At 63.2% G+C, this 24,264-nt stretch carries 33 protein-coding genes, 1 tRNA gene and 1 riboswitch; of the genes, 17 read left to right on the top strand and 17 right to left on the bottom strand.

Features of this window, described 5'->3' with window-relative positions:
* Positions 1-4: 4 nt before the first annotated feature.
* Entirely contained in the window at positions 5-631 is a 627-nt protein-coding gene (locus SynA15127_RS05135) for a HupE/UreJ family protein (RefSeq protein ID WP_255475590.1), read from the bottom strand.
* 11 nt (positions 632-642) lie between these two features.
* Positions 643-805, bottom strand: a riboswitch (cobalamin riboswitch).
* Positions 798-1,283 (bottom strand): 6-carboxytetrahydropterin synthase, encoded by a 486-nt coding sequence (locus SynA15127_RS05130; RefSeq protein WP_186485268.1) that lies wholly within the window; start codon positions 1,281-1,283, stop codon positions 798-800. It overlaps the preceding riboswitch by 8 nt.
* Before the next feature lie 60 nt (positions 1,284-1,343).
* On the opposite strand from SynA15127_RS05130, the gene hisIE reads away from it, so the two are divergent.
* Positions 1,344-2,012 (top strand): bifunctional phosphoribosyl-AMP cyclohydrolase/phosphoribosyl-ATP diphosphatase HisIE, encoded by a 669-nt coding sequence (hisIE, locus tag SynA15127_RS05125; protein WP_186485267.1) that lies wholly within the window; start codon positions 1,344-1,346, stop codon positions 2,010-2,012.
* Here the strand turns inward: hisIE and SynA15127_RS05120 are convergent, their stop codons facing one another.
* Both SynA15127_RS05120 and SynA15127_RS05115 read right to left on the bottom strand, forming a co-directional pair.
* Positions 2,013-2,645, bottom strand: coding sequence for a peptidase (locus SynA15127_RS05120; RefSeq protein WP_186485266.1), 633 nt, complete (start codon positions 2,643-2,645; stop codon positions 2,013-2,015).
* Positions 2,645-3,136 (bottom strand): DUF2214 family protein, encoded by a 492-nt coding sequence (locus tag SynA15127_RS05115; protein WP_186485265.1) that lies wholly within the window; start codon positions 3,134-3,136, stop codon positions 2,645-2,647. The genes SynA15127_RS05120 and SynA15127_RS05115 overlap by 1 nt, the downstream gene beginning before the upstream one ends.
* A 178-nt stretch (positions 3,137-3,314) precedes the next feature.
* Here SynA15127_RS05115 and SynA15127_RS05110 point away from each other — a divergent pair, with 178 nt between their 5' ends.
* The 5 genes from SynA15127_RS05110 to SynA15127_RS05090 all read left to right on the top strand — a co-directional run bounded on the left by SynA15127_RS05110 (position 3,315) and on the right by SynA15127_RS05090 (position 5,806).
* A complete protein-coding gene (locus SynA15127_RS05110; RefSeq protein ID WP_186485264.1) occupies positions 3,315-4,241 on the top strand; it encodes a sigma-70 family RNA polymerase sigma factor in 927 nt (308 codons plus the stop codon).
* Between the two features lie 69 nt (positions 4,242-4,310).
* A complete protein-coding gene (locus SynA15127_RS05105; RefSeq protein ID WP_186485263.1) occupies positions 4,311-4,673 on the top strand; it encodes a YkvA family protein in 363 nt (120 codons plus the stop codon).
* 11 nt (positions 4,674-4,684) lie between these two features.
* Positions 4,685-4,999: a hypothetical protein gene (locus SynA15127_RS05100; protein WP_186485262.1), complete on the top strand. Its 315-nt coding sequence runs from the start codon at positions 4,685-4,687 to the stop codon at positions 4,997-4,999.
* Positions 5,000-5,003: 4 nt separating this feature from the next.
* Complete coding sequence (locus SynA15127_RS05095) at positions 5,004-5,276, top strand: hypothetical protein (RefSeq protein WP_255475589.1); 273 nt, start codon at positions 5,004-5,006, stop codon at positions 5,274-5,276.
* An 8-nt stretch (positions 5,277-5,284) separates the two neighbouring features.
* Positions 5,285-5,806, top strand: coding sequence for a phosphate-starvation-inducible PsiE family protein (locus SynA15127_RS05090; protein ID WP_255475588.1), 522 nt, complete (start codon positions 5,285-5,287; stop codon positions 5,804-5,806).
* Here the strand turns inward: SynA15127_RS05090 and SynA15127_RS05085 are convergent.
* The gene (locus tag SynA15127_RS05085) at positions 5,700-6,224 is read right to left on the bottom strand and encodes a Nif11 domain/cupin domain-containing protein (RefSeq protein WP_186485261.1); all 525 of its coding nucleotides are present in this window, start codon (positions 6,222-6,224) and stop codon (positions 5,700-5,702) included. The two genes, SynA15127_RS05090 and SynA15127_RS05085, sit on opposite strands and share 107 nt — an antisense overlap.
* Before the next feature lie 93 nt (positions 6,225-6,317).
* On the opposite strand from SynA15127_RS05085, the gene SynA15127_RS05080 reads away from it, so the two are divergent.
* Together SynA15127_RS05080 and SynA15127_RS05075 are read left to right on the top strand one after the other, a co-directional pair.
* On the top strand, positions 6,318-6,551 hold the full coding sequence (locus tag SynA15127_RS05080) for a DUF3136 domain-containing protein (protein WP_186485260.1): 234 nt from the start codon (positions 6,318-6,320) through the stop codon (positions 6,549-6,551).
* Positions 6,552-6,574: 23 nt separating this feature from the next.
* Positions 6,575-6,955, top strand: a complete 381-nt coding sequence (locus tag SynA15127_RS05075) for a c-type cytochrome (RefSeq protein ID WP_255475587.1) — start codon at positions 6,575-6,577, stop codon at positions 6,953-6,955.
* Here SynA15127_RS05075 and SynA15127_RS05070 read toward each other — a convergent pair.
* A complete protein-coding gene (locus SynA15127_RS05070; RefSeq protein WP_186485259.1) occupies positions 6,931-7,200 on the bottom strand; it encodes a YciI family protein in 270 nt (89 codons plus the stop codon). The two genes, SynA15127_RS05075 and SynA15127_RS05070, sit on opposite strands and share 25 nt — an antisense overlap.
* A 96-nt stretch (positions 7,201-7,296) precedes the next feature.
* Here SynA15127_RS05070 and SynA15127_RS05065 point away from each other — a divergent pair, with 96 nt between their 5' ends.
* Positions 7,297-7,668, top strand: a complete 372-nt coding sequence (locus SynA15127_RS05065; RefSeq protein WP_043690519.1) for an AbrB family transcriptional regulator — start codon at positions 7,297-7,299, stop codon at positions 7,666-7,668.
* A gap of 103 nt (positions 7,669-7,771) precedes the next feature.
* Here SynA15127_RS05065 and trpA read toward each other — a convergent pair whose 3' ends face one another.
* From trpA to SynA15127_RS05050, 3 genes are read right to left on the bottom strand one after another with little or no spacing between them, the layout of a single operon-like run.
* A complete protein-coding gene (gene trpA, locus SynA15127_RS05060) occupies positions 7,772-8,587 on the bottom strand; it encodes a tryptophan synthase subunit alpha (RefSeq protein WP_186485258.1) in 816 nt (271 codons plus the stop codon).
* A 29-nt stretch (positions 8,588-8,616) separates the two neighbouring features.
* Positions 8,617-8,958: a DUF3007 family protein gene (locus SynA15127_RS05055; RefSeq protein WP_043690515.1), complete on the bottom strand. Its 342-nt coding sequence runs from the start codon at positions 8,956-8,958 to the stop codon at positions 8,617-8,619.
* Position 8,959: 1 nt separating this feature from the next.
* Entirely contained in the window at positions 8,960-9,217 is a 258-nt protein-coding gene (locus SynA15127_RS05050; RefSeq protein WP_186485257.1) for an NAD(P)H-quinone oxidoreductase subunit L, read from the bottom strand.
* Between the two features lie 34 nt (positions 9,218-9,251).
* On the opposite strand from SynA15127_RS05050, the gene SynA15127_RS05045 reads away from it, so the two are divergent.
* A tRNA-Leu gene (locus tag SynA15127_RS05045) sits at positions 9,252-9,337 on the top strand.
* 65 nt (positions 9,338-9,402) lie between these two features.
* Here SynA15127_RS05045 and SynA15127_RS05040 read toward each other — a convergent pair.
* Genes SynA15127_RS05040 through SynA15127_RS05030 form a run of 3 tightly spaced genes read right to left on the bottom strand, consistent with a single transcriptional unit; the run spans position 9,403 to position 12,455 of the window.
* Positions 9,403-9,708, bottom strand: coding sequence for a thioredoxin family protein (locus SynA15127_RS05040; RefSeq protein ID WP_186485256.1), 306 nt, complete (start codon positions 9,706-9,708; stop codon positions 9,403-9,405).
* Positions 9,709-9,733: 25 nt separating this feature from the next.
* Positions 9,734-10,792, bottom strand: a complete 1,059-nt coding sequence (gene pyrC, locus SynA15127_RS05035) for a dihydroorotase (protein ID WP_186485255.1) — start codon at positions 10,790-10,792, stop codon at positions 9,734-9,736.
* Positions 10,785-12,455, bottom strand: coding sequence for a SulP family inorganic anion transporter (locus SynA15127_RS05030; protein WP_043690509.1), 1,671 nt, complete (start codon positions 12,453-12,455; stop codon positions 10,785-10,787). Before SynA15127_RS05030 ends, pyrC begins: the two co-directional genes overlap by 8 nt.
* Before the next feature lie 78 nt (positions 12,456-12,533).
* Between SynA15127_RS05030 and SynA15127_RS05025 the strand changes: the two genes are divergently transcribed.
* On the top strand, positions 12,534-13,643 hold the full coding sequence (locus SynA15127_RS05025; protein ID WP_186485254.1) for a calcium/sodium antiporter: 1,110 nt from the start codon (positions 12,534-12,536) through the stop codon (positions 13,641-13,643).
* A 66-nt stretch (positions 13,644-13,709) separates the two neighbouring features.
* On the opposite strand, the gene gorA is transcribed toward SynA15127_RS05025, so the two are convergent.
* Complete coding sequence (gorA, locus tag SynA15127_RS05020; RefSeq protein ID WP_186485253.1) at positions 13,710-15,068, bottom strand: glutathione-disulfide reductase; 1,359 nt, start codon at positions 15,066-15,068, stop codon at positions 13,710-13,712.
* A 249-nt stretch (positions 15,069-15,317) separates the two neighbouring features.
* Between gorA and SynA15127_RS13495 the strand changes: the two genes are divergently transcribed.
* From SynA15127_RS13495 to SynA15127_RS05005, 3 genes are read left to right on the top strand one after another with little or no spacing between them, the layout of a single operon-like run.
* Complete coding sequence (locus SynA15127_RS13495) at positions 15,318-15,470, top strand: hypothetical protein (RefSeq protein ID WP_255475586.1); 153 nt, start codon at positions 15,318-15,320, stop codon at positions 15,468-15,470.
* Entirely contained in the window at positions 15,445-16,671 is a 1,227-nt protein-coding gene (locus tag SynA15127_RS05010; RefSeq protein ID WP_255475585.1) for a glutathione S-transferase family protein, read from the top strand. Before SynA15127_RS13495 ends, SynA15127_RS05010 begins: the two co-directional genes overlap by 26 nt.
* A gap of 50 nt (positions 16,672-16,721) precedes the next feature.
* A complete protein-coding gene (locus SynA15127_RS05005) occupies positions 16,722-17,390 on the top strand; it encodes a ParB-like protein (RefSeq protein ID WP_186485250.1) in 669 nt (222 codons plus the stop codon).
* Here the strand turns inward: SynA15127_RS05005 and dnaA are convergent, their stop codons facing one another.
* Positions 17,391-18,773, bottom strand: coding sequence for a chromosomal replication initiator protein DnaA (dnaA, locus tag SynA15127_RS05000; protein WP_186485249.1), 1,383 nt, complete (start codon positions 18,771-18,773; stop codon positions 17,391-17,393).
* A gap of 74 nt (positions 18,774-18,847) precedes the next feature.
* Between dnaA and SynA15127_RS04995 the strand changes: the two genes are divergently transcribed.
* From SynA15127_RS04995 to SynA15127_RS04985, 3 genes are read left to right on the top strand one after another with little or no spacing between them, the layout of a single operon-like run.
* Entirely contained in the window at positions 18,848-19,975 is a 1,128-nt protein-coding gene (locus SynA15127_RS04995; protein WP_186485248.1) for a trypsin-like peptidase domain-containing protein, read from the top strand.
* 1 nt (position 19,976) lies between these two features.
* A complete protein-coding gene (locus tag SynA15127_RS04990; RefSeq protein ID WP_186485247.1) occupies positions 19,977-20,627 on the top strand; it encodes a TIGR04282 family arsenosugar biosynthesis glycosyltransferase in 651 nt (216 codons plus the stop codon).
* The gene (locus SynA15127_RS04985; RefSeq protein WP_186485246.1) at positions 20,615-21,301 is read left to right on the top strand and encodes a TIGR04283 family arsenosugar biosynthesis glycosyltransferase; all 687 of its coding nucleotides are present in this window, start codon (positions 20,615-20,617) and stop codon (positions 21,299-21,301) included. The genes SynA15127_RS04990 and SynA15127_RS04985 overlap by 13 nt, the downstream gene beginning before the upstream one ends.
* Before the next feature lie 7 nt (positions 21,302-21,308).
* Here SynA15127_RS04985 and SynA15127_RS04980 read toward each other — a convergent pair whose 3' ends face one another.
* From SynA15127_RS04980 to hisG, 3 genes are read right to left on the bottom strand one after another with little or no spacing between them, the layout of a single operon-like run.
* Complete coding sequence (locus SynA15127_RS04980) at positions 21,309-21,812, bottom strand: GNAT family N-acetyltransferase (protein WP_043690459.1); 504 nt, start codon at positions 21,810-21,812, stop codon at positions 21,309-21,311.
* Positions 21,812-23,590, bottom strand: coding sequence for an ABC transporter ATP-binding protein (locus SynA15127_RS04975; RefSeq protein WP_186485245.1), 1,779 nt, complete (start codon positions 23,588-23,590; stop codon positions 21,812-21,814). The genes SynA15127_RS04980 and SynA15127_RS04975 overlap by 1 nt, the downstream gene beginning before the upstream one ends.
* Positions 23,590-24,240, bottom strand: coding sequence for an ATP phosphoribosyltransferase (gene hisG / locus SynA15127_RS04970; RefSeq protein ID WP_043690453.1), 651 nt, complete (start codon positions 24,238-24,240; stop codon positions 23,590-23,592). Before hisG ends, SynA15127_RS04975 begins: the two co-directional genes overlap by 1 nt.
* Between the last annotated feature and the right edge of the window lie 24 nt (positions 24,241-24,264).

Here is a 24,264-nt window from a genome sequence, read left to right as displayed (position 1 = left end):
GCGCTCAGGGAACGAGCAGCGACCAGGTGAAGGCGGCGCCGATGCCGATCCAGATGCCGGCGGCGATCTGGCGCCCGTTGCTGCCGAACCCCTCCAGCAGGCGGCTGGAGACACTGGTGACGGCCAGCAGCAGCACACCCTGACCGATCAGCAGCCCGAGGCCATAGGCGAGCAGGGGAGCCGGCTCAGCGCCGATCACAGCTCCACCCAGCAGGTATCCGTGCAGGCTGATGGCCGGCAGCAGAAGCCACACCGGCAGGCGCCCGAGGATCACCAGACCCTCGAGCACGAGAGTGAGGGAGACGCAGGCCTCCGCGGCGGTCTCAAGCGTTGACGGCAGAGGAACCAACTGGGAGACGAGACTGCCGCCCAGGCCCAGAGCCAGCAGCGGGAGCACCCAGCGACGGGGCTGACGCAGACCCACAAGAGCGATGGCCAACAGAAACAACAGATGGTCTGGCCCCAGCAGAGGGTGACCGATCCCGCTGATCACGCCCTGCCAGGCGGTGATTCCGGATCCCTCCGGCATGCCGAAGGGGTGATGGGCGAGGGCGGGAGTCGCGGCGAGCAGAGACAGCAGCGACAGCCCCAGACAGGGCCATGCCGTGCGGATCATCTGGTTGGAATGCATCGTGTTCGATCCTCGTCGATGAAGAAGTCGGCGGGCGTTCTGACTGACGACGGATCGGCCGGACTGACCGATGGAGTCGCTTCACAGCTGCGGGACAGCGACGGATTTTCACCGGTCTTTCCCCGTTTCCTCCAACAGCTGATCTCTGCTGGAACCGAGCACTTCTTTATAGCTGAGTGGATTCATTCACAAACCATTCCGGAACAGAGCTGTAGGTGGCGGCATTGCGTTCGTTCTCACGCGCCTCCACCGCCCAGCAGCAGGTGCGGCCCAGATCACGCTCCTGAAGCAGCTGATTGGCCCAGCTCCAGACCAGTTCCGCCGTGGTTTCCATCCCAACGTTCGTCATCACACGCAGATCAAGAGCGCCGAGCTCGTGCAGTCGCTGCCATTCCTCCAGCAGCGGATCGTCTTCGTTGACGAGGAAGGTGTGGTCAAAGTGATCACGCAGGCGCTGCTCAAAACCTTTCAGGCCCGAGAAATCCACCACAAAACCGCAGACATCGAGCTGAAGGGCCGCGAACCAGAGCGTGAAACTGCGGCTGTAACCGTGAACGAAGCGGCAATGGCCCTGATGACGCCATTGCCGATGGCAGCAGGGGTACCCCTCGAACCGTTTGCTGCAGACGTGACGGGAGGGAGGGGTCAGCACAAATCAAATGAGGGAGGACGCTGCAGGAAGATCGGAACAGTGCATGAAGCATGAGGCCTGATGCAGCCCTCCAGCCCCGCCTTCATTAACCAACTCCGTTTTAACGACGCCGGCCTGCTGCCAGCTGTTGCGCAGGACTGGCTTGACGGAGCCGTTCTCATGGTGGCCTGGATGAACCGGGAGTCGATCGAGCACACCCTGCGCAGCGGAGAGGTGCACTACTGGAGCCGGTCCCGCGCCGAGCTCTGGCATAAGGGAGCCACCAGCGGCCACACCCAGATCCTGCGGAGCCTTCGGTACGACTGCGATGCCGACGTCCTGCTGCTGAGCATTGAACAGACTGGAGATGTGGCCTGTCACACCGGGGCCCGAAGCTGTTTCTACGAGGCCGGCGACACCCGCAGCGACGGTGGCAGCGACGCCCTGCCGCCTCCAGCGGATGCCTGCACGGAGCTGTACCGGGTGATCCGTGGCCGGCAGAGCCAACCGGAGGAGGGCAGCTACACGAACAAGCTTCTGAGTGGCGGTGACAACCGGATCCTCAAGAAGATCGGCGAGGAAAGCGCTGAGTTCGTCATGGCCTGCAAGGACGATGTGCGGGAGGAGATCGCTGGTGAGGCCGCTGATCTGATCTTTCATATCCAGGTGGCCCTGGCTCACCACGGCGTCAGCTGGCGGGAGGTGCAGGAGGTGCTGGCGGCGAGGCGTGGAGCTCCCCGCCGCCCTTGATCACTGGCCGGTGACCGGGCCGAAGCGGTTGGGCTGAGTCCGCACCCAAGACAGGGTCTGACGATCGCGATCGCTGGGCGTGAGCACCGGATCGGCTCCTTGATGCACAGCCAGGGCATCACGGGAATCATCGCTGTGGCCCCAGAGCCCGAAGGCATGGCCGAGCTCATGCAGAGCCGTGGCCTCCAGCGCCTTGGCACGAAGCTCCGGGGAAATGAGCAGCTCAACCAGCGGTTCCCGGCGGCGCTGGCCGGCACGGTTGAGTTCCGCCAACCGCAGCACACTGCGTCCGTTGCTGGCTCTCCATCCGGTGTCGGTGCGACGCCGTGGAGGGCGCTTGCGAAGGATGCGGATCTGGGCACGCTCCGGCTGATCCACCAGCACCACAGGAACCTGCTCACGCCAACGGGAGAGTGCGGTGTCGACAGCGTGACGCCAGCGCACACTCCAGCGGTCCGCGGGGTCAGGGACCGGTTCGATCCAGAGGCACCAGCGGGAGAGACTCGGCAGGCCAAAGACCGTGGTGGCAAGGCGCTTGGCGTAACCAGGCGCCTCACCCTCCAGTGACTGAGCCTGCAGAGGCTGCTTCAGAAAGCGGATCTCAGCAGCGGGAGGACAGGGCTCAGCATGCATCAGGACACCGGCAGGCCAACCCCTCGGGCCATCAGCGTGGCCAGCATCGGAATCGAGGCGAAGCCGAGCAACTCAATGTTGATGATCCAGCTCAGGCGTCCGGCCAGGGCCTCGCTCACCTTGGGAAGTTCACCCTTACGCAGTGGGATCGCCCAGAGGATGTAGGTGATGGTCGGATACAGCGACAGCGCACCGACGGAGAGGTAGATGCCCACCTTCCACCAGAACAGCGGATTCTCCGTGTAGAAGGCTGAACCCTGTCCGAAGTGGATCACCCGCAGGATGCCGCTCACCAGGAGAGCCAGCGCTGCAATGCCGTAGACGATGTCTGTGATCACCATGGCCGTGGCCTCGCCACGGTCGGGATTCGCCTTGATCAGACGCCTCTCCAGCACGAGAGCGCCGAAGCAGATCATGAAGCTGAGGTAATGGACGTAGGCGACGCCAGCATTTTTGGCGACATCCGTTGTGAGCGCGACCGCCAGTGTCATGAAAACAGGGACGACAACGGCGCGACCCTAGCGGGCATACAGCCTCACAACTGCTGATTATCTTCAGCAAGAAGAAGAAACACTTTAATCATGGATAAAAAGTGAATTCCGCAGTCTTTATTACACCCACCAAATGAAAACACTTTGGTTCTAAGTTCAATTGAGTGATCGCGTCATGATGGTGAGCTCACTAAGTGCTTTTCTTGGAGAAATCGGCCGCCACCAGCTGCTGACCCCGGAACAGGAACTGATGATGGGGAGAAAAGTTCAGGCGATGGTTGCCATCACTGAACGCTGTCATCTTGCAGGCGGATCCGGGCCAGCATGCGACTACAACGATGAAGAAAAAGTGGTGATTCGCCGCGGCGAGCGTGCGAAAAATCAAATGATCACCTCCAATCTGCGCCTTGTTGTCAATCTGGCCAAGCGCTACCAGGGCAAGGGCCTTGATCTACTTGATCTGATCCAGGAAGGCACCCTCGGGCTCACCCGCGCCGTTGAGAAATACGATCCAACCCGGGGACATCGCTTCTCCACCTATGCCTACTGGTGGATTCGCCAGGGCCTGAACCGAGCGCTGTCGACGCAGAGCAGAACGATCAGGATCCCGGTCAACGTCAACGAAAAACTGACCAAACTGCGTGCCGCCAAAGCACGCCTGATGCAGCGCAACGGTCTCACCCCAACGACCGAACAACTGTCTGAATTCATGGCGATCCCTGTGGCCGAAGTCGAGGATCTGCTCGCCTGCGAACTGCGCAGCGTCACCGTGAGCCTGCAGGGAGTGGTCAAGTCGAAATCAGACCCCTCGGAGCTGGTCGACGTGTTGCCCAGCGATGAACTTCCCCCGATGGAACGCGCGGAAATCGCCGAACGCTCCGCATCGGTCTGGACTCTGCTGAACAAAGCCAACCTCACTCCAAAGGAACGGACGGTGGTGACCCTGCGTTTCGGCCTCGACGGCTCCAACGAGTGGCGCACCCTGGCCGAGGTGGCCCGTCACATGAACTGCTCTCGGGAGTACTGCCGGCAGGTCGTGCAGCGCGCCCTGCGCAAGCTCCGCAAGACAGGCATTCAGAGCGGTCTCGTGGAATCCGCACTCTGAGGGTGAGGGCGACCCCATCGCCAAAGACGTCGCGGCGCGCAACGGTGTTATTGACAGGAAGGAGGGTTCGTGGACAAGGCGGCAGACGCGACGGTGGAAGCGGATGTTGTCGACAGCGAGGTGATCGATGAAGGCCTGCTGCGCTCTCTGCTGCGACGAACAGGTCGAACCGTCGCGACACCGGCCCTGGAAGCTCTTGAACTTCTCCTGGATGACGCCACCCCCTCACCGGTGCGTTTCACGATGCTGGCGGCCCTCAGTTATCTCCTGATGCCGGCAGATCTGATTCCCGACCTGCTGCCGGTGGCCGGATTCAGTGACGATCTCGTCGCCCTGACCGCGATGGTGGGAATCTGGCGGAATCACATCACACCGGACATCAGCCGTCGAGCTCAGCGCAGACTGGATCGCTGGTTCCCCCTCACACGCTGATCCGCCGCCCGATGTCTGCCTGGACACCTTCCTTCGAAACAGAGCTGACCCAACTGCTCAAGGACTGGCTCAAGCAGCAGGGCAGAACCCAGGCCGATCTGCGCCGCAGTCTTCGCGCTCTGTCGACCCGCATGCCGTCCATCCTGGAGGTGCTCGAGCGGGAACATCGACTGAACGGACTGGCCGGTCTGGCTTCCCGTCTCTGCCGGGTGGAAGCCGAATGGCACGGTGAGGTGAGCGCCGATGCTGACCCTGCAACGGAGACTGATCCATTCGGACAGCTGGATCTGCTTCTGCAGGAAATCCGACAGGACTGCCCCAGCTGACGCCATGGGCGGCAGAGTGGTGGCTCTGAACCATGGAGTGATGACTCTGCTGAAACGGATGGCCGGCATCGGTCTCCTGCTGATGCTTCCGATGAGTGCCCATGCCCAGAGCGAAGGCTGGGTGCTGAGCCCAGGCAGCAAGGCTGGCAAGCAGAGCACCGTGGTGCCCAAGAACTGTGTCACCGACCCGGACGGCTCGATCACCTGTGACACGGAGATCGTCAACCCAGCCAGCAACACGCCGGCCCGTCCGTATTACACCCCCTTCAACGACTGAGCAGCCCTGTGAAACCCTCCCTTCCCAAGGGACTGAACTTTCTGGCACTGGTCGACGCCGGCGAGCGCCGGGTCGCCAGGATTCTCGCGGTGATCACAGCCGTCGTCATTCTGGCGGCCATCGTCCAGCTGATTCTCTCGCTCGGCGCCAAGCTGCTGATGGGAGCCCAGGCCACCTGGCTGGGCAACGACCTGATCAAGGTGCTCGGTGACCTGCTCACCGTGCTGATCGCCCTGGAGGTTCTGCAGAACATCACCAGCTACCTGCGCCGGCACGTGGTCCAGATTGAACTGGTGCTGGTCACCGCGCTGACTGCCGTGGCCCGCAAGGTGATCGTGCTTCCTTCCGGAGCCGAGAACAAACCGCAGCTGCTGGTCGGTCTCGGGATCGCCGTGGTGTCGTTGTCGGCGGCTTACTGGCTGATCAAGCGCGCCAATGCAACTCAAGCCGGAGCGTTCCGGGCGGTGGATCCGTCCGCAGTAGACGGTAGCGACGACGGGTTGGAATCATCAGATGATCTCCGGCGCTGAGATCAGCCACATCCTCCGGATCCCTCAGCTGCAAACGGGCGCTACCCCGCAACAGAAGCATCCAGAGGCTTTCGGTTGAATCGATCCACTCACCCTCAGAAGCACAGCTGGCGTTTGATCTGATCAGCATCAGCCGCCAGGCAGCCCCTTCAGCCAGCGTGTCCGCATGGTCATGGCCGGGAGCCGGCAGAGGCCCGCGCAAGATGTTGTCCGCACAGAGCGTGTCGCCGGCTGTGGAGGGTTCTCCCCAGCGCCGTCCGATCTCGAATCCCCAGGAGCTGGCCAAGGCCACCACCTGATTGTGATCAGAGCACCCGGCCAGGGACTGACGACGCTCCTGATCCGTTTCCAAACAATTAACTAGCTTCTGAAGCTGGGCGACTTTGTCAAGGAAAAGAAGCAGATCCTGTTCGGCCATGACCAAGGACCTTCCCCTTTGCATCAGTGATCCTGGCAACAGACGGAAGGACAGGCAGAGTCCGAAAGTCAGGACCTGCTGATCTTCCTGCTCATGCCGACAGCCACCAAGGTGCTCACCATCGGAGATCTGGAAGCAGGATTCTCCACCTACTGCCAGGCCCTGAGACGGCTTGTCGCCGACGGACGCGAACTGAACTCCATCCGTCGCACCATCTGCTGGGACTATCTGCAGCGACTGCACACATCCCTGCCTCAGAGCTACCGCTCTCCCGAAGAGCTGGTTCAGCGCTACAGACGCTCTCAGATCAGCCCTGCTGCAAACTGAACGATCGAACAGCTGATCGACGGTTGAACATTCAACCCAGGATTCATCCCATCGCCAGCAGCCTGAGAAGGACCCTTACCTGTCTGCTGGTGGCGATCCTGGTCATCAGCCTCAGCCCCAACAGCGCCCTTGCCGAAGACATCAGCGGCAGGGGCGCTGTTCTGTTTGAGCAGCACTGCGCCGCCTGCCACATCCATGGAGGCAACATCATCCGGCGGGGCAAAACTCTGCGGATGAACGCTCTGGAGAAACGAGGGATCGCCTCACCGGAAGCGATCGCCGCGATTGCACGCGAGGGGATCGGGCAGATGAGTGGATATGAGCAGGTGCTCGGAACAGGCGGAGATGTTGCCGTGGCGGACTGGATCTGGGAGCAGGCTCAGAACGCCTGGATCCAGGGATAGACCTCGACAGACGTCCAGATTCCCTGCGTCCAATAGATGTCCTGCGTCACGAGCTCTTGCACGGTGGCAAGGTTCTCTGCCTCGAAGATTCCGAACACATGGGTGCTGCCTTCTGTGGGTCCGAGAGTGATCAGAGTGCCTTGCTGCTTGAGAGACTGCAGTCTCGAGAGATGCTCTTCCCGAAATGGAGTGCGCTTTTCGAGAGCATCAGAGCAGTAAGTACCCCACAGAACAAAACGCGCCATGACGAAATAAGGATCGGAAAGAACTTTCCCTCGAAAAGGATGGCACGGCGGCGTCACCAAACGCTATGTTGAGAATGTTGATACCTACAGAAACCAATGCTCACCGGAAGCGACCTTCTCAACAAAGTCAAGGAGCTGGGTGATGTCAGCAAGTCAGATCTGGTTCGCGCCTGTGGCTATGTCACCAACAAAAAGGATGGTGGCGACCGTCTGAACTTCACAGCCTTCTACGAAGCACTTCTTGAAGCAAAGGGAGTCAGCCTTGGAACCACCGGCATCGGTGGTATCGGCAAAGGTGGCCGCAAACTGAGCTACGTCGCCACAGTTCAGGGCAACGGCAACCTGCTGATCGGCAAGGCCTACACCGCTCTGCTCGAACTCAAGCCCGGCGACGAATTTGAAATCAAGCTTGGTCGCAAGCAGATCCGACTCGTCCCAGTCGGTGGCGGTGACGAAGAGGAAGAGTGATCCAAAGCTCCTCAGGGGAAAAGGCCAGACCCCAACTGCCCCGGTGAAAACCGGGGCTTTTTCTTTTCTCCGAGAGAAGCGAAGGAAGGTGGTGGGTGCTCGATCAATCGGCTGCCTGCCTCAACTCCCGGCAGAATTCTCCAGCCTGCTGAGCCACCTCGGTCTCAGCAGCAGCTGCCATACGCTTCACAAGTGCACTGCCGACGATGGCACCATCAGCACCCCAACTACGCACCTGTCGAACCTGTGCAGCCCCTGAGATCCCGAATCCCACAGCGACAGGAACAGGGGAGGATTCCTTCAGCTTCTTGACGAGCCCCTCGACTCTGGTTTCCATCCGGCTGCGCTCGCCGGTGACACCTGTGACACTGACGAGGTAAGTGAAACCGCGACTGCGCTGAGCGATGCGCATCATGCGCTCCTCCGGCGTCGTCGGTGCCACGAGCAGCACAAGATCCAGACCGAAACCGGCTGCCAACGGTGACAGCTTCTCGGCCTCCTCGAGAGGGAGATCCGGAACCACAAGACCCGCAGCTCCTGCCTGCGCCGACTGCTCACAGAAGCGCTCCATGCCCATGTTCAGGAGTGGATTGCTGTAGGTGAACAGAATCACAGGGATGGTGAGTTCCCCCTTCAGGGAGCTCAACATTTCAAGAACACCGGCCGGTGATGTGCCACCGGAGAGTGCACGGGCTGCAGCCGCCTGAATCACCGGGCCATCGGCAAGTGGATCGCTGTAGGGGATGCCCAGTTCAACGATGTCGGCCCCCTCCCTCTGCAGCTGCATGAGCACCGAGCTGGTGGTCGCCAGATCAGGATCGCCTGCCATCAGAAAAGGCATCACAGCCATGCGTCCCTCGCTCTGAAGCTGCGCGAAACGCTGAGCGATGCGGGATGTCTGCTGGCTGAGACTCTCCATCTGGACGACCGGGATGAAACCCAACGAGCCTATGAGTCGGCCGTCGACTTGTCCTCATCCGCCCCGATCCTGCGGAGCAGCTCCTGCTGTTCCGCCTCAGGCAGCGCATCAAAACGGGCTTCCAGATCCTGGGTCGTCTGCTCGTCGTACACCGCCCGATAACGACGACGCTGCTCCATGAATGTCATGTTTCCTGTCACCACTCGGAACAGATAGGAGCCTGTCCAGATGATCACGATCATCACGAGCAGAGCCTGAGCCGCGATGCCTGCGGAAAAACCTTCCAACCCAGCGGCGCGGAATCCAAGTAATCCCACCCCACCGAGAGCCAGCACGGCCAGGCCGATCAGCAGAACCCTGCCTCTGGTCACCTCAGACCTCTCCCTGTCCGCTCATGCGCAGATTCAGGAATGGAGCAAAGACAATCATTCCCGGGAAGAAGAGAAACACCATCCCGTAGACGACCAATCGTTCGATCTTTCCCATCTGGTGCCAGCGCTTGTTCATCCAGAAGAACAGAGCAAGCGGGACCACCAGAAGGTAGAGCCCGGCCAGAGCTCCGTAGGCTCCGAGCACGAGCAGCGTGTCCTGAGAGAGGCTGCCAGGCAGCGACAGGAGGTCCAAGGCCATCCGTTAGTTCACCGAAATCTAGGATGTTCTGCATGGGGGCATGGCGGAATCGGTAGACGCACGCGACTTAAAATCGCTTGGGCCGTAAGGCCTGTGGGGGTTCAAGTCCCCCTGCCCCCATCCAGTGACTGTCCAGTGCTGGGGTCTTCAGGATTCAGACCGTCGCACCGACTGGATCGCAGCCGCTAAGGATTCGGCAACAGAGCCGTGAGCTTCTCGCGGAACTCACCCTTCTGCATGCCGCCTTTGATTTCACCGTGGATGGTGAACGCACCCTCCGGATCGGAGACCAGCAGATAGGTCGGCCAGCCCATGCCCTCCTTGTTGGGGTACTGAGCCAGCAGAACCTTGCGATATTTCCGGTAAGTCTCTGTGTCCTGGAGCATCACCGTGACGAAGCTGCAGCCGAGCTCCTCGCTCACCTTGGCGTCGTAATGACTCATCCGATGACAGGTGCCGCAGTCCTCGGAGCTGAACTTGAGCAGATGCATGACATCACTCCCAGATGGACCGACGCTAGCCAGACGCTTCTGCCTGTTCTGCAGAGGCAGGTCCGGCCAGGCGCCAGGACAACACATCTCCGGCGTGAAACGGCACAAGCCCATCCACGCTGGAAGGCACCAGCTGATCACGCCGCACCAGCGTCACCCGCTGCTGGTTAACGGGAAGTCCGTAGAAGGCAGGCCCATACAGGCTGGCGAACCCCTCCAGGCGATCCATCGCCTGCTCCTGATCAAACACCTCGGCGTAACTCTCCAGGGCATGGGGGGCATTGAAGATGCCGGCGCATCCACAGGCGGTCTCCTTCCCGGAGCGTGGGTGCGGAGCTGAATCCGTGCCGAGGAAGAAGCGGGGATCTCCGCTGACAGCGGCCTGTCTCAGCGCCAGACGATGGGGTTCACGCTTGGCGACGGGAAGACAGAAGAAATCGCTGCGCAGGCCACCGGCGAACATCGCGTTGCGGTTGATGTGCAGGTGGTGAGGGGTGATCGTTGCCGCGAGGTGACGGTCGGCTGATCCGACGAAATCAACGGCCTGCTCGGTCGTGATGTGCTCCAGCACAATGCGCAGCTCCGGATAGCGCTGCCGCAGCGGCTTCAGATGGCGTTCGATGAACACCGCCTCGCGATCAAAGACATCCACATCCGAATCGGTGACTTCCCCATGAATGAGCAGGGGCATGCCGATGCGCTGCATGCAGCTCAACACAGCCGCAATGCGTTCCAGATCGGTCACACCGGCGGCGGAATTGGTGGTCGCATTGGCGGGATAGAGCTTCACAGCGGTGAACACCCCGGATGCAAACCCCCGCTCCAGCTCCACAGGGTCGCAATCATCGGTGAGATAAGCCGTCATCAGTGGCCTGAACCCTGCGCTGTCAGGACAGGCCGCCAGAATTCTGTCGCGGTAGGCAGCAGCAGCAGCCACGGTCGTCACCGGCGGCCGCAGATTCGGCATCACGATGGCGCGCTGGAAGGCCCTGGCCGTGTGGCCCACCACCCGTTCCAGCATCTCGCCATCCCGAAGATGGACATGCCAGTCATCGGGTGCGGCGAGTGTGATCTGATCAGGCATTGGGCGTCAGTTCCGCCACGGCAAGCTGGAGAGCCTGCAGACGGTCACTGGTGATGTGGCGCTCCGGCAGACGCTCGAGAAGCTTCAGCTTGCGGAGGCGGTTCGCTGTACTGCCGGTCGCTCCCACCATGAACACCTGACGCCCCACTTCCATGGCCTCCTTCACCGCATTCTCCAGCGCGATCGCGGCGGTCACGCCGAGATGGGAGACCTCCGAAAGATCAAACACAACGGCCTGACAATTTCCGATGGCGTTGTGTTCTCTCGAGATGGCCTTCGCGACACCGAAGATCATCGGACCGGCCAACTGGAACAGAAGCACCTTGCCAGCTGCCTGATCCAGCAGGGACTGCTCCTCCTCGCTGAGCTCGACGTCGTCGTCCGTTGTGCTGATCGTCTTCACCTTCTTTGACTGCAGCGCACTCATCCGATCAATGGTGAGCACGTTGGCCACGAACACCCCGATGCCGACCGCTGTGATCAGATCCACCAGAACGGTGAGCACTATCACGCCGTAGGTGATCACAGCCGCCTTGGGAGAAAGGTGATGCGCCCGCTTCAGAAATTCCCAGTCAATGATGTCGATGCCGACCTTCAGAGCGATGCCGGCCAGCACCGCCAGAGGGATCATCGATGCCAGGGGGGCTGCCAGCAGCACCACGAGCATCAGCACAACGGCTCGGATCACACCGGAGAGTGCCGTGCGGCCACCGGCCTGAATATTGACCACGGTGCCCATCGTGGCTCCCGCACCCGGCAGAGCCCCGAACAGACCGGACGCGACGTTGGCCAGGCCCTGGCCGATCAGTTCCTTGTTGGAATCGTGCTCGGTGCGGGTGAGGCTGTCGGCCACCACCGACGTGAGCAGAGCATCGATGCAGCCGAGCATCCCCAGCACGGCGGCATTCACCACCATCATCCGGATCTGACCTCCGGAGAAGTCCGGCATGCTGAGGGAGGGGAATTCGGCTGAGAACGACGGAATCGTCCGCAGACCTGCCCCGCTGAACACGGAAACCGCCAGCAAGGTGCCGACCACCAGTGCCAGCAGCTGTGGCGGGCAGACCTTCTTCAGAGCCGATGGGGTGAACCAGAGGATGGCCAGAGTGATCACGGCCAGCGAAAGCTCCATCGGCTGCGTTCCCTGGATCAGGGCAGGCAGCTGACTGAGGGTTCCCATCACGCCACCCTTCGGATCCTGGCCGAGGAAAGGCGCCAGCTGCAGCAGCACCAGAATGATGCCGATACCGGACATGAAGCCCGAGATCACCGTGTAGGGCATCATCGTGATGTATCTGCCCAGCCGGAACAGGCCGAACAGAATCTGAAAGACGCCGGCCAGCACACCGACCGTGAAGGCCATCGCCAGGGCCTTCTCGGGACTCTCCGCTGTACTGGCGAAGCTGATCACCACCGAGGTGAACACCACCGTCATCGGACCCGTGGGTTCCGAGATCAGCGTGGGCGTCCCTCCGAACAGGGACGCCACCAGGCCGATGATCACGGCGCCCCACAGACCGGCGGCAGCACCAACCTCCGGAACCCCGGACGCATTGCCGACCGCGATACCGAAGGCCAGGGCCATCGGCAGTGCGATCACAGCCGCCGTGAGACCTCCGAAAGCATCTCCACGGAGATTGTTGGTGTTGAAGCGATTCAGCACACCCTGAGCTGTGTCTAGAGAGGCCGAACCCTAAGCCGGTTCCCGGCAGAGCACAATCCCCCCACGATTGACGGTTCTATGCCGGAATTCCTGCAGGCGTCACTGGAAGTGCTGATCGGTATCGCCCTGCTGTTCGGTGGCGGCGAACTGTTCGTGCAGGGGGCCGTCGCCCTGGCGGTGATCTTCGGCATCCCACAGCTGGTGATCGGCCTGACCGTGGTGGCCCTGGGCACCAGCGCCCCCGAGCTGTTCGTGAGCATCAATTCAGTGCTGCAGGGCGCTGATGCCCTGGCGGTGAGCAACGCGGTGGGCAGCAACATCTTCAACGTGATGGTGGTGCTGGGCAGCAGCGCCGTGGTGTTGCCGCTGCACGTTGAAAGCCGACTGGTGCGTCGGGATGTTCCGCTGATGATCGCCATCTCTGCAGCGGTCTGGGGCATGGCCTCTGCAGGACGGTTGACCTGGCAGGCCGGCATCGCCCTGCTGCTGGGCCTTGTGATCAACACCATCTGGGAGATCCGCACGGCCAGGGAGGAACCGGCTGCCACCGAAGGGGCGGAACCGGAGATCGATGCGGATGCGGCCAGTGGTGGCTGGCAGGTGGCGGTTCTCAAGCTGCTCGCCGGCATCGTCGTGCTGACGATTGGATCGAAGGTGCTGGTGGGCGGAGCCACCACAGCGGCCACACTGCTCGGCGTCAGTGAAGCCGTGATCGGACTCACGATTGTCTCGGCGGGCACCTCGATGCCGGAGCTGATCACCTCCCTGGTGGCGGCATTGCGGGGGCGCACCGATCTGGCGATCGGCAACGTGGTGGGCAGCTGCCTGCTCAATCTGATGATGGTGCTGGGCGGCGGAGCCCTGATGGCCGCAGGCCGCGGCCTGGACGTGAGCCCGGAGCTGATCAGCGAAGACCTTCCGGTGATGCTGCTCACCAGCCTGGCCTGCCTGCCGATCTTCTGGACCCGCGGTCGGATCAGCCGACTGGAGGGGGGGCTGCTGCTCGGCCTCTATGTGCTGTACATCACCGACAACGTTCTTCCCAGAACCCATTTGTCGGAATGGTCTGATGAATACCGACTGACGATTCTCTGTCTGGTGATGCCGATCGTGATGATTCTGATCATCACGCAGGCGGTCATCTACTGGCGCACGAGTCGCCGTAGCGCCGATCACTCCCTCAGGTGAGTCAGACAACCAGGCCAGTTGTCTTTCCACTTGCCGATCACCTGGCTTGACCGAGGCAACGGTGGCCTACATCGTCACGAACTCCTCCGACACAGAGGGATGCAGCGCCATGGTGCGATCGAAATCAGCCTTGGTGGCTCCCATACCGACGGCAATGGCCGCCATTTGAATGATCTCGGCGGCGTGCTCTCCCACCATGTGGCATCCGAGCACTCGATCGGTTGGCTTCTCCACCACCAACTTGAGCAGACAGCGGTGGCCGGAGGCTGGCAACGCCCGTGCCATCGAACGGAAGCGGGCGCGGTGAACAACGATGCCTTCCGCACCATGGCGTTCAACAGCCTGCTCCTCCGATAAGCCAACGGTCGCCAGCTCTGGATCGCTGAACACGGCACTGGACACCAGGTCGTGGTTCACCTGCCGCTGACGTGATCCGAACACACTGTCGGCGTATGCACGGCCTTCATCAATGGCTACAGGCGTGAGATTGACCCGGTCGGTGACATCACCAACGGCATGAATGTGGGGAACTGAAGTGCAGGAGTTGGCGTCGACCCTGATGCGGCCGTTGTCGACCGCGACACCGGCCGCCTCCAGACCCAGATCCGCCAGCCAGGGCTGTCGTCCGGTAGCCATCAGCACACCCCCGCAGGCCAGGGACTGACCATTCCCCAGCCAAGCGGTCAGCGCTCCGGGATCCCCCTCCACGGCCACCACCGTCTGCTCCAGCAACACCTCGATGCCCTGCTCACGCATGCCATCCAGCACGGCATCGGCCAACTCGGCATCAAAGCCGCGCAGCAGCCGAGGACCACGCACCACCTGAGTGACCGCAACACCGAGGCCTCGCAGGATGCAGGCGAACTCACAGGCAATAAAGCCTGCCCCCACCACCACCACCGCGTCAGGGACATCCTCCAGCAGGAACATGTCGTCACTGACCCAGGTTTTTTCTAAGCCTGGGATCTCCGGCCGAGCCGGACGACCACCCACGGCCACCAGAAACCGCGGAGCTGAAAGCTCCATTTGAACGCTCCCGCCGCGTTGATCGGAAATGCCGATGCGGTCTGCTGCTGTGAAGCGACCCCAGCCAGAAATCAACTGAACGCCGGCCTTGTCAAGAAATCCAAGGTGGAGTGCATTGAGCCGATCCACCTCGGCGCGCACTCGACGCAAGAGGTCGGGCACATCGGAACAAACGGACTGGATGTGCAGGCCATAGGCAGGAGCGTCCTGCAGCTGATGCCGAGCCTGGGCGCCGTAGACCAACAGCTTTTTCGGAACACAGCCACGGATCACGCAGGTTCCTCCGACCCGATCTCCCTCCGCGATCGCCACCCGAGCCCCATGGCGGGCCGCCCGCTTGGCGGCAGCCAGGCCACCGGAACCCGCTCCCAGAACGATCAGATCAAACTCGGAATCCATCCGCAACACCTCAGGTGATCCCATTGTCTTGACCCCCGGGCAGCAGAGCGGGTTGCGCGGGAACACCGGCCTTCAGGTAAAGGCAGAGTTATGGTCCAGGAACGATGTCCTGATGGACAGATCAACCACCGTCCCTCAACTGTTTGGACTTCCTCACCGATGAAACAATCCAAACCTCCCCCTCAGCCGTCCTCTGACCTGCCTCACGCCCCCAGCTCTCAGCACCGCGAAATTGTGATGTTGCTGACCATGGACGATCTACAACATCGTCTCAACCAGCTGGCACGTGAAGGCCGCCAGCAGGACTGTCTGGCCCTGATGAAGGAACTCGGCGACTGGCAGTCCTATGGCAGAGGGAACGTCGCGCCGATCCTGCATGCCCCCTACACCGGCAACTCCTGAAGCTCAGAGCTGGGAGCAGTTAAGTCAACACATCAGCCAGGAACCGGACCGCATCAACGGTCCCACCAGCTCCCAGGCCGTTCTGCGTCTGTTCGGGCACTCCGAATCCGACGTCAGGGTCACCCTCTACCGCGACCATCACGCCTGGTGCCCTTACTGCCAGAAAGTGTGGCTATGGCTTGAGTTCCAGCGCATCCCGTACCGCATCCGCAAGGTGACGATGCGCTGCTACGGCAGCAAGGAACCCTGGTTTCTGCAGCTGGTGCCATCGGGAATGCTGCCCGCCCTTGAGCTGGACGGGCAGCTGATCACCGAAAGCGACGTGATCCTTCTGAGCCTGGAACAGGCCTTCGGACCGCTCGGCCTGCCGCTGATGGATCCACGGGCTCTGGAGCTGCGGCAGCTGGAACGTCTGCTCTTCCGGGCCTGGTGTCTCTGGCTCTGCTCCCCGGGCCTGAGGCCGAGACAGCAGCAGCAGGCCCGCGACCAGTTCCAGCGCACGGCGCAACGGATGGAACAGGCCCTGGAGCAGACCCCTGGTCCGTGGCTGGATGACCAGGGACCGGGCGGCGTGGACCTGGTGTTCGTGCCCTACGTGGAGCGGATGAACGCCTCCCTGGCTTTCTACAAGGGCTATCGCCTCCGTCGCGAACATCCGGCGATCGATCGCTGGTTTACGGCTCTTGAACAGCTGGAGACCTACCGGGGCACCCAGAGCGACATGCACACCCATGCCCATGATCTTCCGCCGCAGATGGGCGGCTGCTGGCCGGACGTTTCCGAGAGCCAGCAGTCACTGGCGGAAGCCATTGATCGCGGCGACGGGCTCGGACAGGACGAAACCAGCTGGACCGACGACGATCCGAAACGGACAACAGCTCTTGCCCTTGGACGGGTGATGCGACACCGCGACCAGCTGCTGGCGCTGAACCCCCTCGGGAGCGAGCGGTTCGATCAGCCCCTGCGCGCCGCACTGACCCAGCTGATCACCGGACGCCCCTGCCGACCGACCTCCGGAAGTGCAGCCGGACTGCGGTATCTCCGGGATCGAATCTCCGTTCCGAGAGACATGCCGCTGCCGGCGGCGCGGCTGCTGCGGCAGTGTCTCGAGGCGACGGCAGCACTGGATGGCCCGGCCGCTCCCCGACCGCTGCCGGTCCGGGATCGATACGACCAGGATCCCCAGGCCTTTCTGAGATAGCCCTGACCCAGGCCTGCTCCGCCATAGTGACGGTGCGCCTGCACAGACGCGTGCCCCTGCAGCTCCCGGCCTTCGAACCGATTCCAGAAGCGGGCAAAGGCACACAGCTGCTGGAGGTTCCCGTCGCCAGGCTTCGCCCGACCCAGTGGTGCGTCGGTCTGGCAGAGGTCTGGGCCCGGCAGCATGACTTCGCCCAGGAAAGCCGGGAGGAACGCCTCAGCGCTCTCCGGCAGAAGCCGGTTCCTCTGGTGCGCAGCGCGGCCGGTGATCTCTGGATGGTGGATCGACATCACCGGCTGCGCGGCCTGCTCGGACTGGATCCCCACGCCTCGGCATGGGGTTACGTGATTGCAGAACCAGCCGTGAGCGATCCGCAGGAGGTGCTGGCCTTTCTGGAAGCGAAGGGTTGGCTGTACCTGGTGGATGGACGGGGCAACGGACCCCGGATGGCAGCGGAACTGCCGGGTTCGCTGCTGGATCTTGACGATGATCCTTACCGCAGCCTGGTCTGGAAGCTGAAGAAGGAGGGATTCATCAAACCGCAGCCCCAGATCCCGTATCACGAATTCCGCTGGGGGGCCTGGTTGCGGCGCCGGCCTCTGCCTCCTTTCAGTTCGCGGAGCCTGGAACCAGCCCTGGCACCAGCCCGTCGCCTGGTCTGCTCCCCTGCCGCTTCCGACATGGCCGGTTGGCGCGGAGACAAAAAGGCCTGCCGCTGATCAGCGGCGCCGACGTGAATCGATCTGGAGCAGATCCCGCACCTTCTGCACCTGACCGGCCAGCTGAGGGTCCGCAGAAAGCTTCTTCTCCACCTGCTCGATCGCATACATCACGGTGGTGTGATCCTTGCCGCCGAAGGTGTCGCCGATGCGGGGAAGACTGAGATCCGTTCCCTGGCGCATCAGGTACATGCCCACCTGCCTGGCCTGACTGACCGCACGGCGACGGGTGCTGCTGCGCATCTCATCGGCCGTGACATCGAAGACCTCCGACACCTTCTCGATCACCTGCTGCGGCGTCACCTTCACCCCCTGCCCCGTGGGATCGAGCATCGGTGCCACCGACTCCACCGTCATCGGCAGGCCCGTAATCGAGGCGAAGGCCACAGCCCTTGTGAAAGCCCCCTCCAGCTCGCGGATGTTGGAGGTGAAGCGTCCGGCGATGTAATGAATCAGATCGCGGGGCAACGCCATGCGCTCCTGCTCCGCCTTCTTCTGAAGAATCGCCATGCGGGTCTCCAGATCCGGGGCCTGGATGTCGGCGATCAGCCCCATCTGGAACCGTGAGATCAGACGCTGCTGCAGTCGGGGAATCTGACTGGGGGGCCTATCGCTGGCGATCACCACCTGCTTTCCCGCCTCATGCAGGGCATTGAAGGTGTGAAAGAACTCCTCCTGGGTGTACTCCTTGCCTTCGATGAACTGGATGTCATCCACCAGCAGCAGATCTGCGGCGCGATAGCGGTCGCGGAAGGCCTTGGTGCTCTTCTTGCTGATGCTGTCGATCAGGTCATTGGTGAAGGTCTCGGTGGAGACGTAGGCCACATGGGCATCGGGGTCGATCTCAAGCCGGTAGTGACCGATGGCCTGCATGAGATGGGTCTTGCCCAGACCGACGCCGCCGCAGAGAAACAGTGGATTGAACTCACGACCGGGAGCTTCCGCCACGGCCAGGGCAGCGGCATGGGCCATGCGGCTGTTGGGACCCACCACGAAGCGACTGAACACGTAGCGGGGGTTCAGTCCTGGCAGATAGCGCCGTGGTGGAGGCCCGGATCCTCCTGAGGGAGCAGGTGCAGGCGCTTCCACCGGGTCGGACGGGGCGTTGTCGGGTGGCGCCAGAGCGGTGTCCGCCAGAACCGTGACCTGCACCGCCTGACCGCACACTGAGCTGGCCAGCTCGGCGATGGTGGGGAGCAGCTGCTCCCTCAGCCGGATGCTGGCGAACGGGTTGGGAGCGAGCAGCTTCAGTTCTCCGTTGGCGAAGCTGCTGCAGCCCGTGGGCCGGATGAATGTTTCGAAGGTGGGCTTGCTGAGCTTGGTCTGCAGCCCCTGCTGCACCTGGTTCCAGAGCTCCTCGCCCGTCAGCACCGCCACTGCCATCTCCCTCAGCGCCGAATCTACGCAGGATGCCCCGGCAAACCCGCCTTAAATGAAGCAGGAGACACCAAGTCGGGATGCAGCGATCAATCGCCTGGATCGGGATCGCCCTGATCGGCACCAGCCTCAGCTCCTGCGCCCAGTTGCGGCAGCAGCTGGGGCTGGAGCAGGAGACACCCGTGACACTGCCGCCGGTGGTGAACGACGAACCCCGGACGGCACCGCTTCAACCGGGCGAGAACGTGATCGTCAAAGCGGTCGATCGCGTGGGCCCTGCGGTGGTCCGGATCGACACGGTCAAGGAGGTGAACAACCCGCTGGGCAGCATGTTCGGATTTGGGCCGTCGACCCAGCGCCAGCAGGGGCAGGGCTCCGGGTTCATCACCCGCACCAACGGTCTGATCTTCACCAACGAACATGTGGTGCGGGGAGCGGACACCGTGGCCGTGACCCTTCCGGATGGCCGCAGCTTCAATGGGAAGGTGCTCGGTGGCGATCCACTCACCGACGTGGCGGTGGTGAAGGTGGTGGCCGAAAACCTGCCCGTGGCCAGCCTCGGGGACTCCAACACGCTGCGACCGGGGGAATGGGCGATCGCCATCGGCAATCCCTTCGGCCTCAACAACACCGTCACCGCCGGCATCATCAGTGCCGTGGGCCGCACCAACGCCATCGGAGCCGGCCAGAGGGTCCCTTACATCCAGACGGATGCAGCCGTGAATCCCGGCAACAGCGGCGGCCCGCTGATCAATGCCTCCGGTCAGGTGATCGGAATGAACACGGCGATCCGGCAGGCCCCGGGTGCCGGCCTCAGCTTCGCAGTGCCGATCAACCTGGCCAAGCGCATCGCCCAGCAGATCGTCAGCACCGGACAGGCCTCCCATCCTTTCATCGGCGTGCAGCTGCGCAGCCTCACCCCGCAGCTGGCCCGCGAGATCAACGCCACGGGCAACACCTGCGAAGTTCCGGAGGTCAACGGTGTTCTGGTGGTGGAAGTGGTGCCCGGCACCCCGGCGGCCGAAGCCGGCATCCAGCAGTGCGACCTGATTCAGAAGGTTGACGGTGCCGAGGTCAGCAACCCCTCGGAGGTGCAGCTGGCCGTGGATCGCGGTCAGGTCGGCGAGCCGATGCAGCTGATGCTGGAGCGGAAGGGGCAGCCACTCACCGTTGAGGTGCGTCCCAAGGAACTGCCGCGCAAGAGCTGAGATGCCGCCAGGAGCCGCACTTGTGGTGATGGCCCGTTGGCCCGCGGCAGGACGCTGCAAACGTCGCCTGGCGCACGATCTCAGCCGGGTGCTGCAGCACCCCGTTGCCGCCGAACGGGCAGCGCACATTCAGCGACGGCTGACCGGACACACCCTGACCGTGGCGAAACGGCTGCAACAGGACGGGCAACTGGATGTTGTGCTGGCGGTGAGTGGAACAGGGCCCGGCGCAGCAAGGCGTTGGGCTGGCAGCCTCGGCGTCGGCTCCGTCCGGCTTCAGGGAGGCGGAGGGCTGGGCACGCGGCTGCGACGGCAGCTGCTGCTGTCCCGCCGAACCGACGGTCCGACCCTCGTGATCGGAACGGATCTGCCCTGGCTGAACCGCCGTGACCTGCTGGCGGCCATCGAGATGCTCCAACGCAGCGACCTGGTGCTGGGGCCGGCGGAGGACGGCGGTTACTGGCTGATCGGGCTGTCCCGGGAGCTGCTGAGGCAACCGGCGCTCTGGCCGCTGAGCGGCATCCCCTGGGGCGGGGAACGGGTGCTCGCCAGCACGCTGGCGCAGGCGGCCGATCGCGGAGTCAGCACGATGCTGCTGAGGGAACGCAACGACCTCGATCAGCTGGCGGATCTGCGGCCTTGGCTGGGCTGAGCGTGGTGATTCCGGCCCTCAACGAAGCCGGCACCCTCCCACTGCTGCTGGCGGATCTGGCCACATGGCCGGGGGATCTGGAGATTCTTGTGGTGGATGGGGGCAGTGGCGATGCCACGGCTGCGGTGACCCGCATCGGCGGGGCCGGCCTGCTGCGAAGCCCTGTCGCTGGCCGCGGGCAGCAGCTGCGCTGGGGGGCCGCCCAGGCGCACGGGCCCTGGCTGCTGGTGCTGCACGCCGACAGCCGTCTGCCAATGGGCTGGGTTGACGCCGTCACAGCGGTGCTGGAACGTCCTGACGCGGAGAGACAGGCCTGGTACTTCGATTTCAGGATCTCGGAACAGCGCCCGATGCTGCGTCTGCTGGAGGCGGCCGTGGCCTGGCGCAGTCGCTGGCGGCAACGCCCCTACGGCGATCAGGGGCTCCTGATCCACCGCAGGCTCTACTCCGCTGTGGGGGGATATCGGCCGATTCCTCTGATGGAGGATCTTGACCTTGTCCAGCGCCTCGGCGCTCAAACCCGGCTCCGGCGGATCGGTCACCCCCTGATCACGAGCGGCCGTCGCTGGCAACGACAGGGGGTTCTGCACCTGGCCTGGCGAAACGCCCTGCTGAGGCGTCGCTGGGCCCGGGGCGCATCAGCAGACGGACTGGCTCGGGATTACAGACGCTGAGCCTGTCTCAGCTGGCGTACCAGAAGGCACAGCGATGCTGCTGGGGTTCCAGTTCCCAGCCCTGACGCTGATAGAAGGACACCACACCGGGATCCGCGAACAGACTGACCCGCTCGGTGCCCATCTGCTCAAGCGCCTCCAGCACATAGGCCATCATCTGACGGCCAAGGCCGCTTCCCTGATACAGCGGATGCACGGCCACGTCCCAGACGGTGGCTTCGAACACACCATCGCCGGTGCAGCGGGCAAAACCCACCAGGCGTGGAATGCGCGGGTCATGACGCCAGAGCCCCACCTTCAGGAGGCTGTTGGCCAGTGCCTTGCGGACCCGCCGCACCGGACGGCGACTCCAGCCGACCGCCTCGAGCAGCTGCTCCAGTTCGACCAGGTCGAAGGAATGCGTCTGACTGAACACCAGGGTGAGCTGGTCGTTGGCGCACGGGCAGAGGCGGGCATCGGCGCCGTACTGCTGCAGCAGCTCTTCCGTCGGCATCGGTAGGGACTGCATCATCACAGTCTGGCCAGCCCCCGCTCCTGCAGTTCCGCCAGCTGGGCGTAGAGGCCCCCGCGAGCGCGCAGCTCAAGGTGGGTGCCCTGCTCGATCAGCTCACCCCGGCGCAACACCAGGATGCGGTCGGAAGCCTCCACTGTCGCCAGCCGGTGAGCGATCACAACGGCGGTGCGTCTCTGCAGCAGGCGGTCGAGATCCCGCTGCAACGTGGCTTCCGTCGCTGGATCCATGAAAGCGGTGGCTTCATCCATCACCAGCACGGTGGGGTTGCGGATCGCCACCCGGGCGACCGCCAGCAGCTGGCGCTCTCCGGAGGAGAGATTGCCGCCCCGTTCCCGCAGCGGAGTCTGCAGACCCTGAGGCAGACGGGCGAAGAGGGGATCTAGCCCGAGGTCGCGGCAGATCCCCTGCAGCTCCCCGTCGCTGATGTCGGCATTGAGCCTCAGATTGTCGGCGACGTTGCCGCTGAACAGAAAGGTGTCCTGCAGCACCACCCCCAGCTGCCGCCGCAGATCGGCGATCGGGATGCTGCGGATGTCGCGACCATCGAGAAGGATGCGTCCCCGCTGCGGCTCATAGAGACGGCAGAGCAGACGGATCACGGTGGTCTTGCCGGAGCCGGTGGGGCCCACCAGGGCCACGTGTTCGCCTGGAGCGATCCGAAAGGAGAGATGGTGAAGGATCGGCTCATCCGGCCTGTAACCGAAGCAGACGTCCTCGAAGATCACCTCTCCGATGCCGCTGCCGTTGAGCGGGCGCGCGTCTCTGGCCTCCAGGATCTCGAGGGGCTCCTCCATCAGTTCACCGATGCGCTCCACGGCCGTCAGGCCGCGCTGGATCTGCGTGAATCGTTCCGCCAGCTGCCGCAGGGGATCGAACAGTCGCTGGGAGTAGAGGATGAAGGTGGTGAGGATGCCCAGACCCATCGCTCCGTCGGTGACCATCCAGCCGCCGAGCGCCAGGACGAGGGCCACCGCTCCGAGCGCCACCCATTCCAGGAAGGCGGAGATGCTGCTGTCGAAGAAGATGGTGCCGTTGACGGCCCGGCGGTAGGCAAGACCCGTTTTCAGGAAGCGCCGGCTGTTGACATCCTCGCGGCGGAACATCTGCACCACCTCCAGACCCTGCAGGTTCTCCTGGAAGTCGGCATTGAGTTTGGAAAGCTCTTCCCTCTCGCTGTAGTTGGCCACGCGGTAGCGGCCCTGCAGCCAGAGAACCACCATGGTCACAGGAATCTGGGTGACCAGCAACAGCAGACCGATGCGCCATTCGATCAGCAGCATCGAGACGGCGATGACCACAAGACTGACCAGATCGCCGAGCACGCCGACGGCACCGCTGCCGAACACCTCGGCGAGGGCATCCACATCACTGGTGAGTCGGGTGAGCAACTTGCCCACCTGCATGGTGTCGTGAAACCGCAGCGACAGCGACAGCGCGTGCTTGAACAGATCGTCTCGGATGCGGGCGGTGAGACGCTGCCCAACCGCCTGGATGTTGAAGGTCTGCAGACCCAGCAGCCCCAGACGCAGCAGCACAGCACAGAGCAGCAGCCCGACGATGATCCGCATCGCCTCCTGGGTGGAGCGATCCGCGAGCCACGGCAGGCTCGCCTCGCCGCGAAGCACACTGATCGCCTGACCGACCAGCAGAGGCTGGATCGACCCCGCCAGTGCGACGGGCAGCAGCAGCAGCACGGTGAGCACCAGTCGGCGCCGGTCATGGGCCAGGTATCGCCCGAGGCGGCGAACCCGCTGCCAGTCCCCGATGACATTCATCAGGCCATGGCTCCGACCGGTTGCGCAAGGCGCATGGCGTCAACAATGGCTCCCAGTTCCCCTGTGTCGAGGCGCAGGGACAGGGGATGGCCCACCAGGCGGGCGGTGGACTGGAACAGATCCTCGATCGCCACAAGCCCGTTGTCCCGCAGGGTGCGGCCGGTGGCCACCAGATCAACGATCGCCTCCGACATGCCGGTGATCGGGCCGAGTTCGACGGAACCGTTCAGATGCACCAGCTCCACAGGCAGGTCGAGAGCATCAAAGAACGCCCGGGCACAGTGGGTGAACTTGCTGGCGACACGGCAGTGGGGGGGCAGGTCGGCAGCACGGGTGTAACCACTGCTGGCCTTGACCGCCACTGCCATGCGACAGCCGCCGAAACCGAGATCCACCAGCTGGGCAACAGGGAGCTGGTGCTCCCGAAGAACGTCGTACCCCACCACGCCGAGCTGGGCCTGGCCATAGGCCACGTAGGTGGGAACGTCTCCATTGCGCACCAGCAGGGCGCGGGCCCGACCGCAGGGGGTGGGCAACATCAACTGGCGATTGTTCTTATCGAGAACAGCGGAGAAATCGAGCCCGGCCGCCGCAAATCGGGTCACCGAATCCTTGAGCAGCGCCCCCTTGGCCAGTGCGACGGTGATCATGGGGGCCGGGATACAAGGTTGGAC

It is taken from the genome of Synechococcus sp. A15-127, from assembly GCF_014280215.1.
Classification (GTDB): domain Bacteria; phylum Cyanobacteriota; class Cyanobacteriia; order PCC-6307; family Cyanobiaceae; genus Parasynechococcus.
This window is presented reverse-complemented; position numbering and strand designations above follow the sequence as displayed.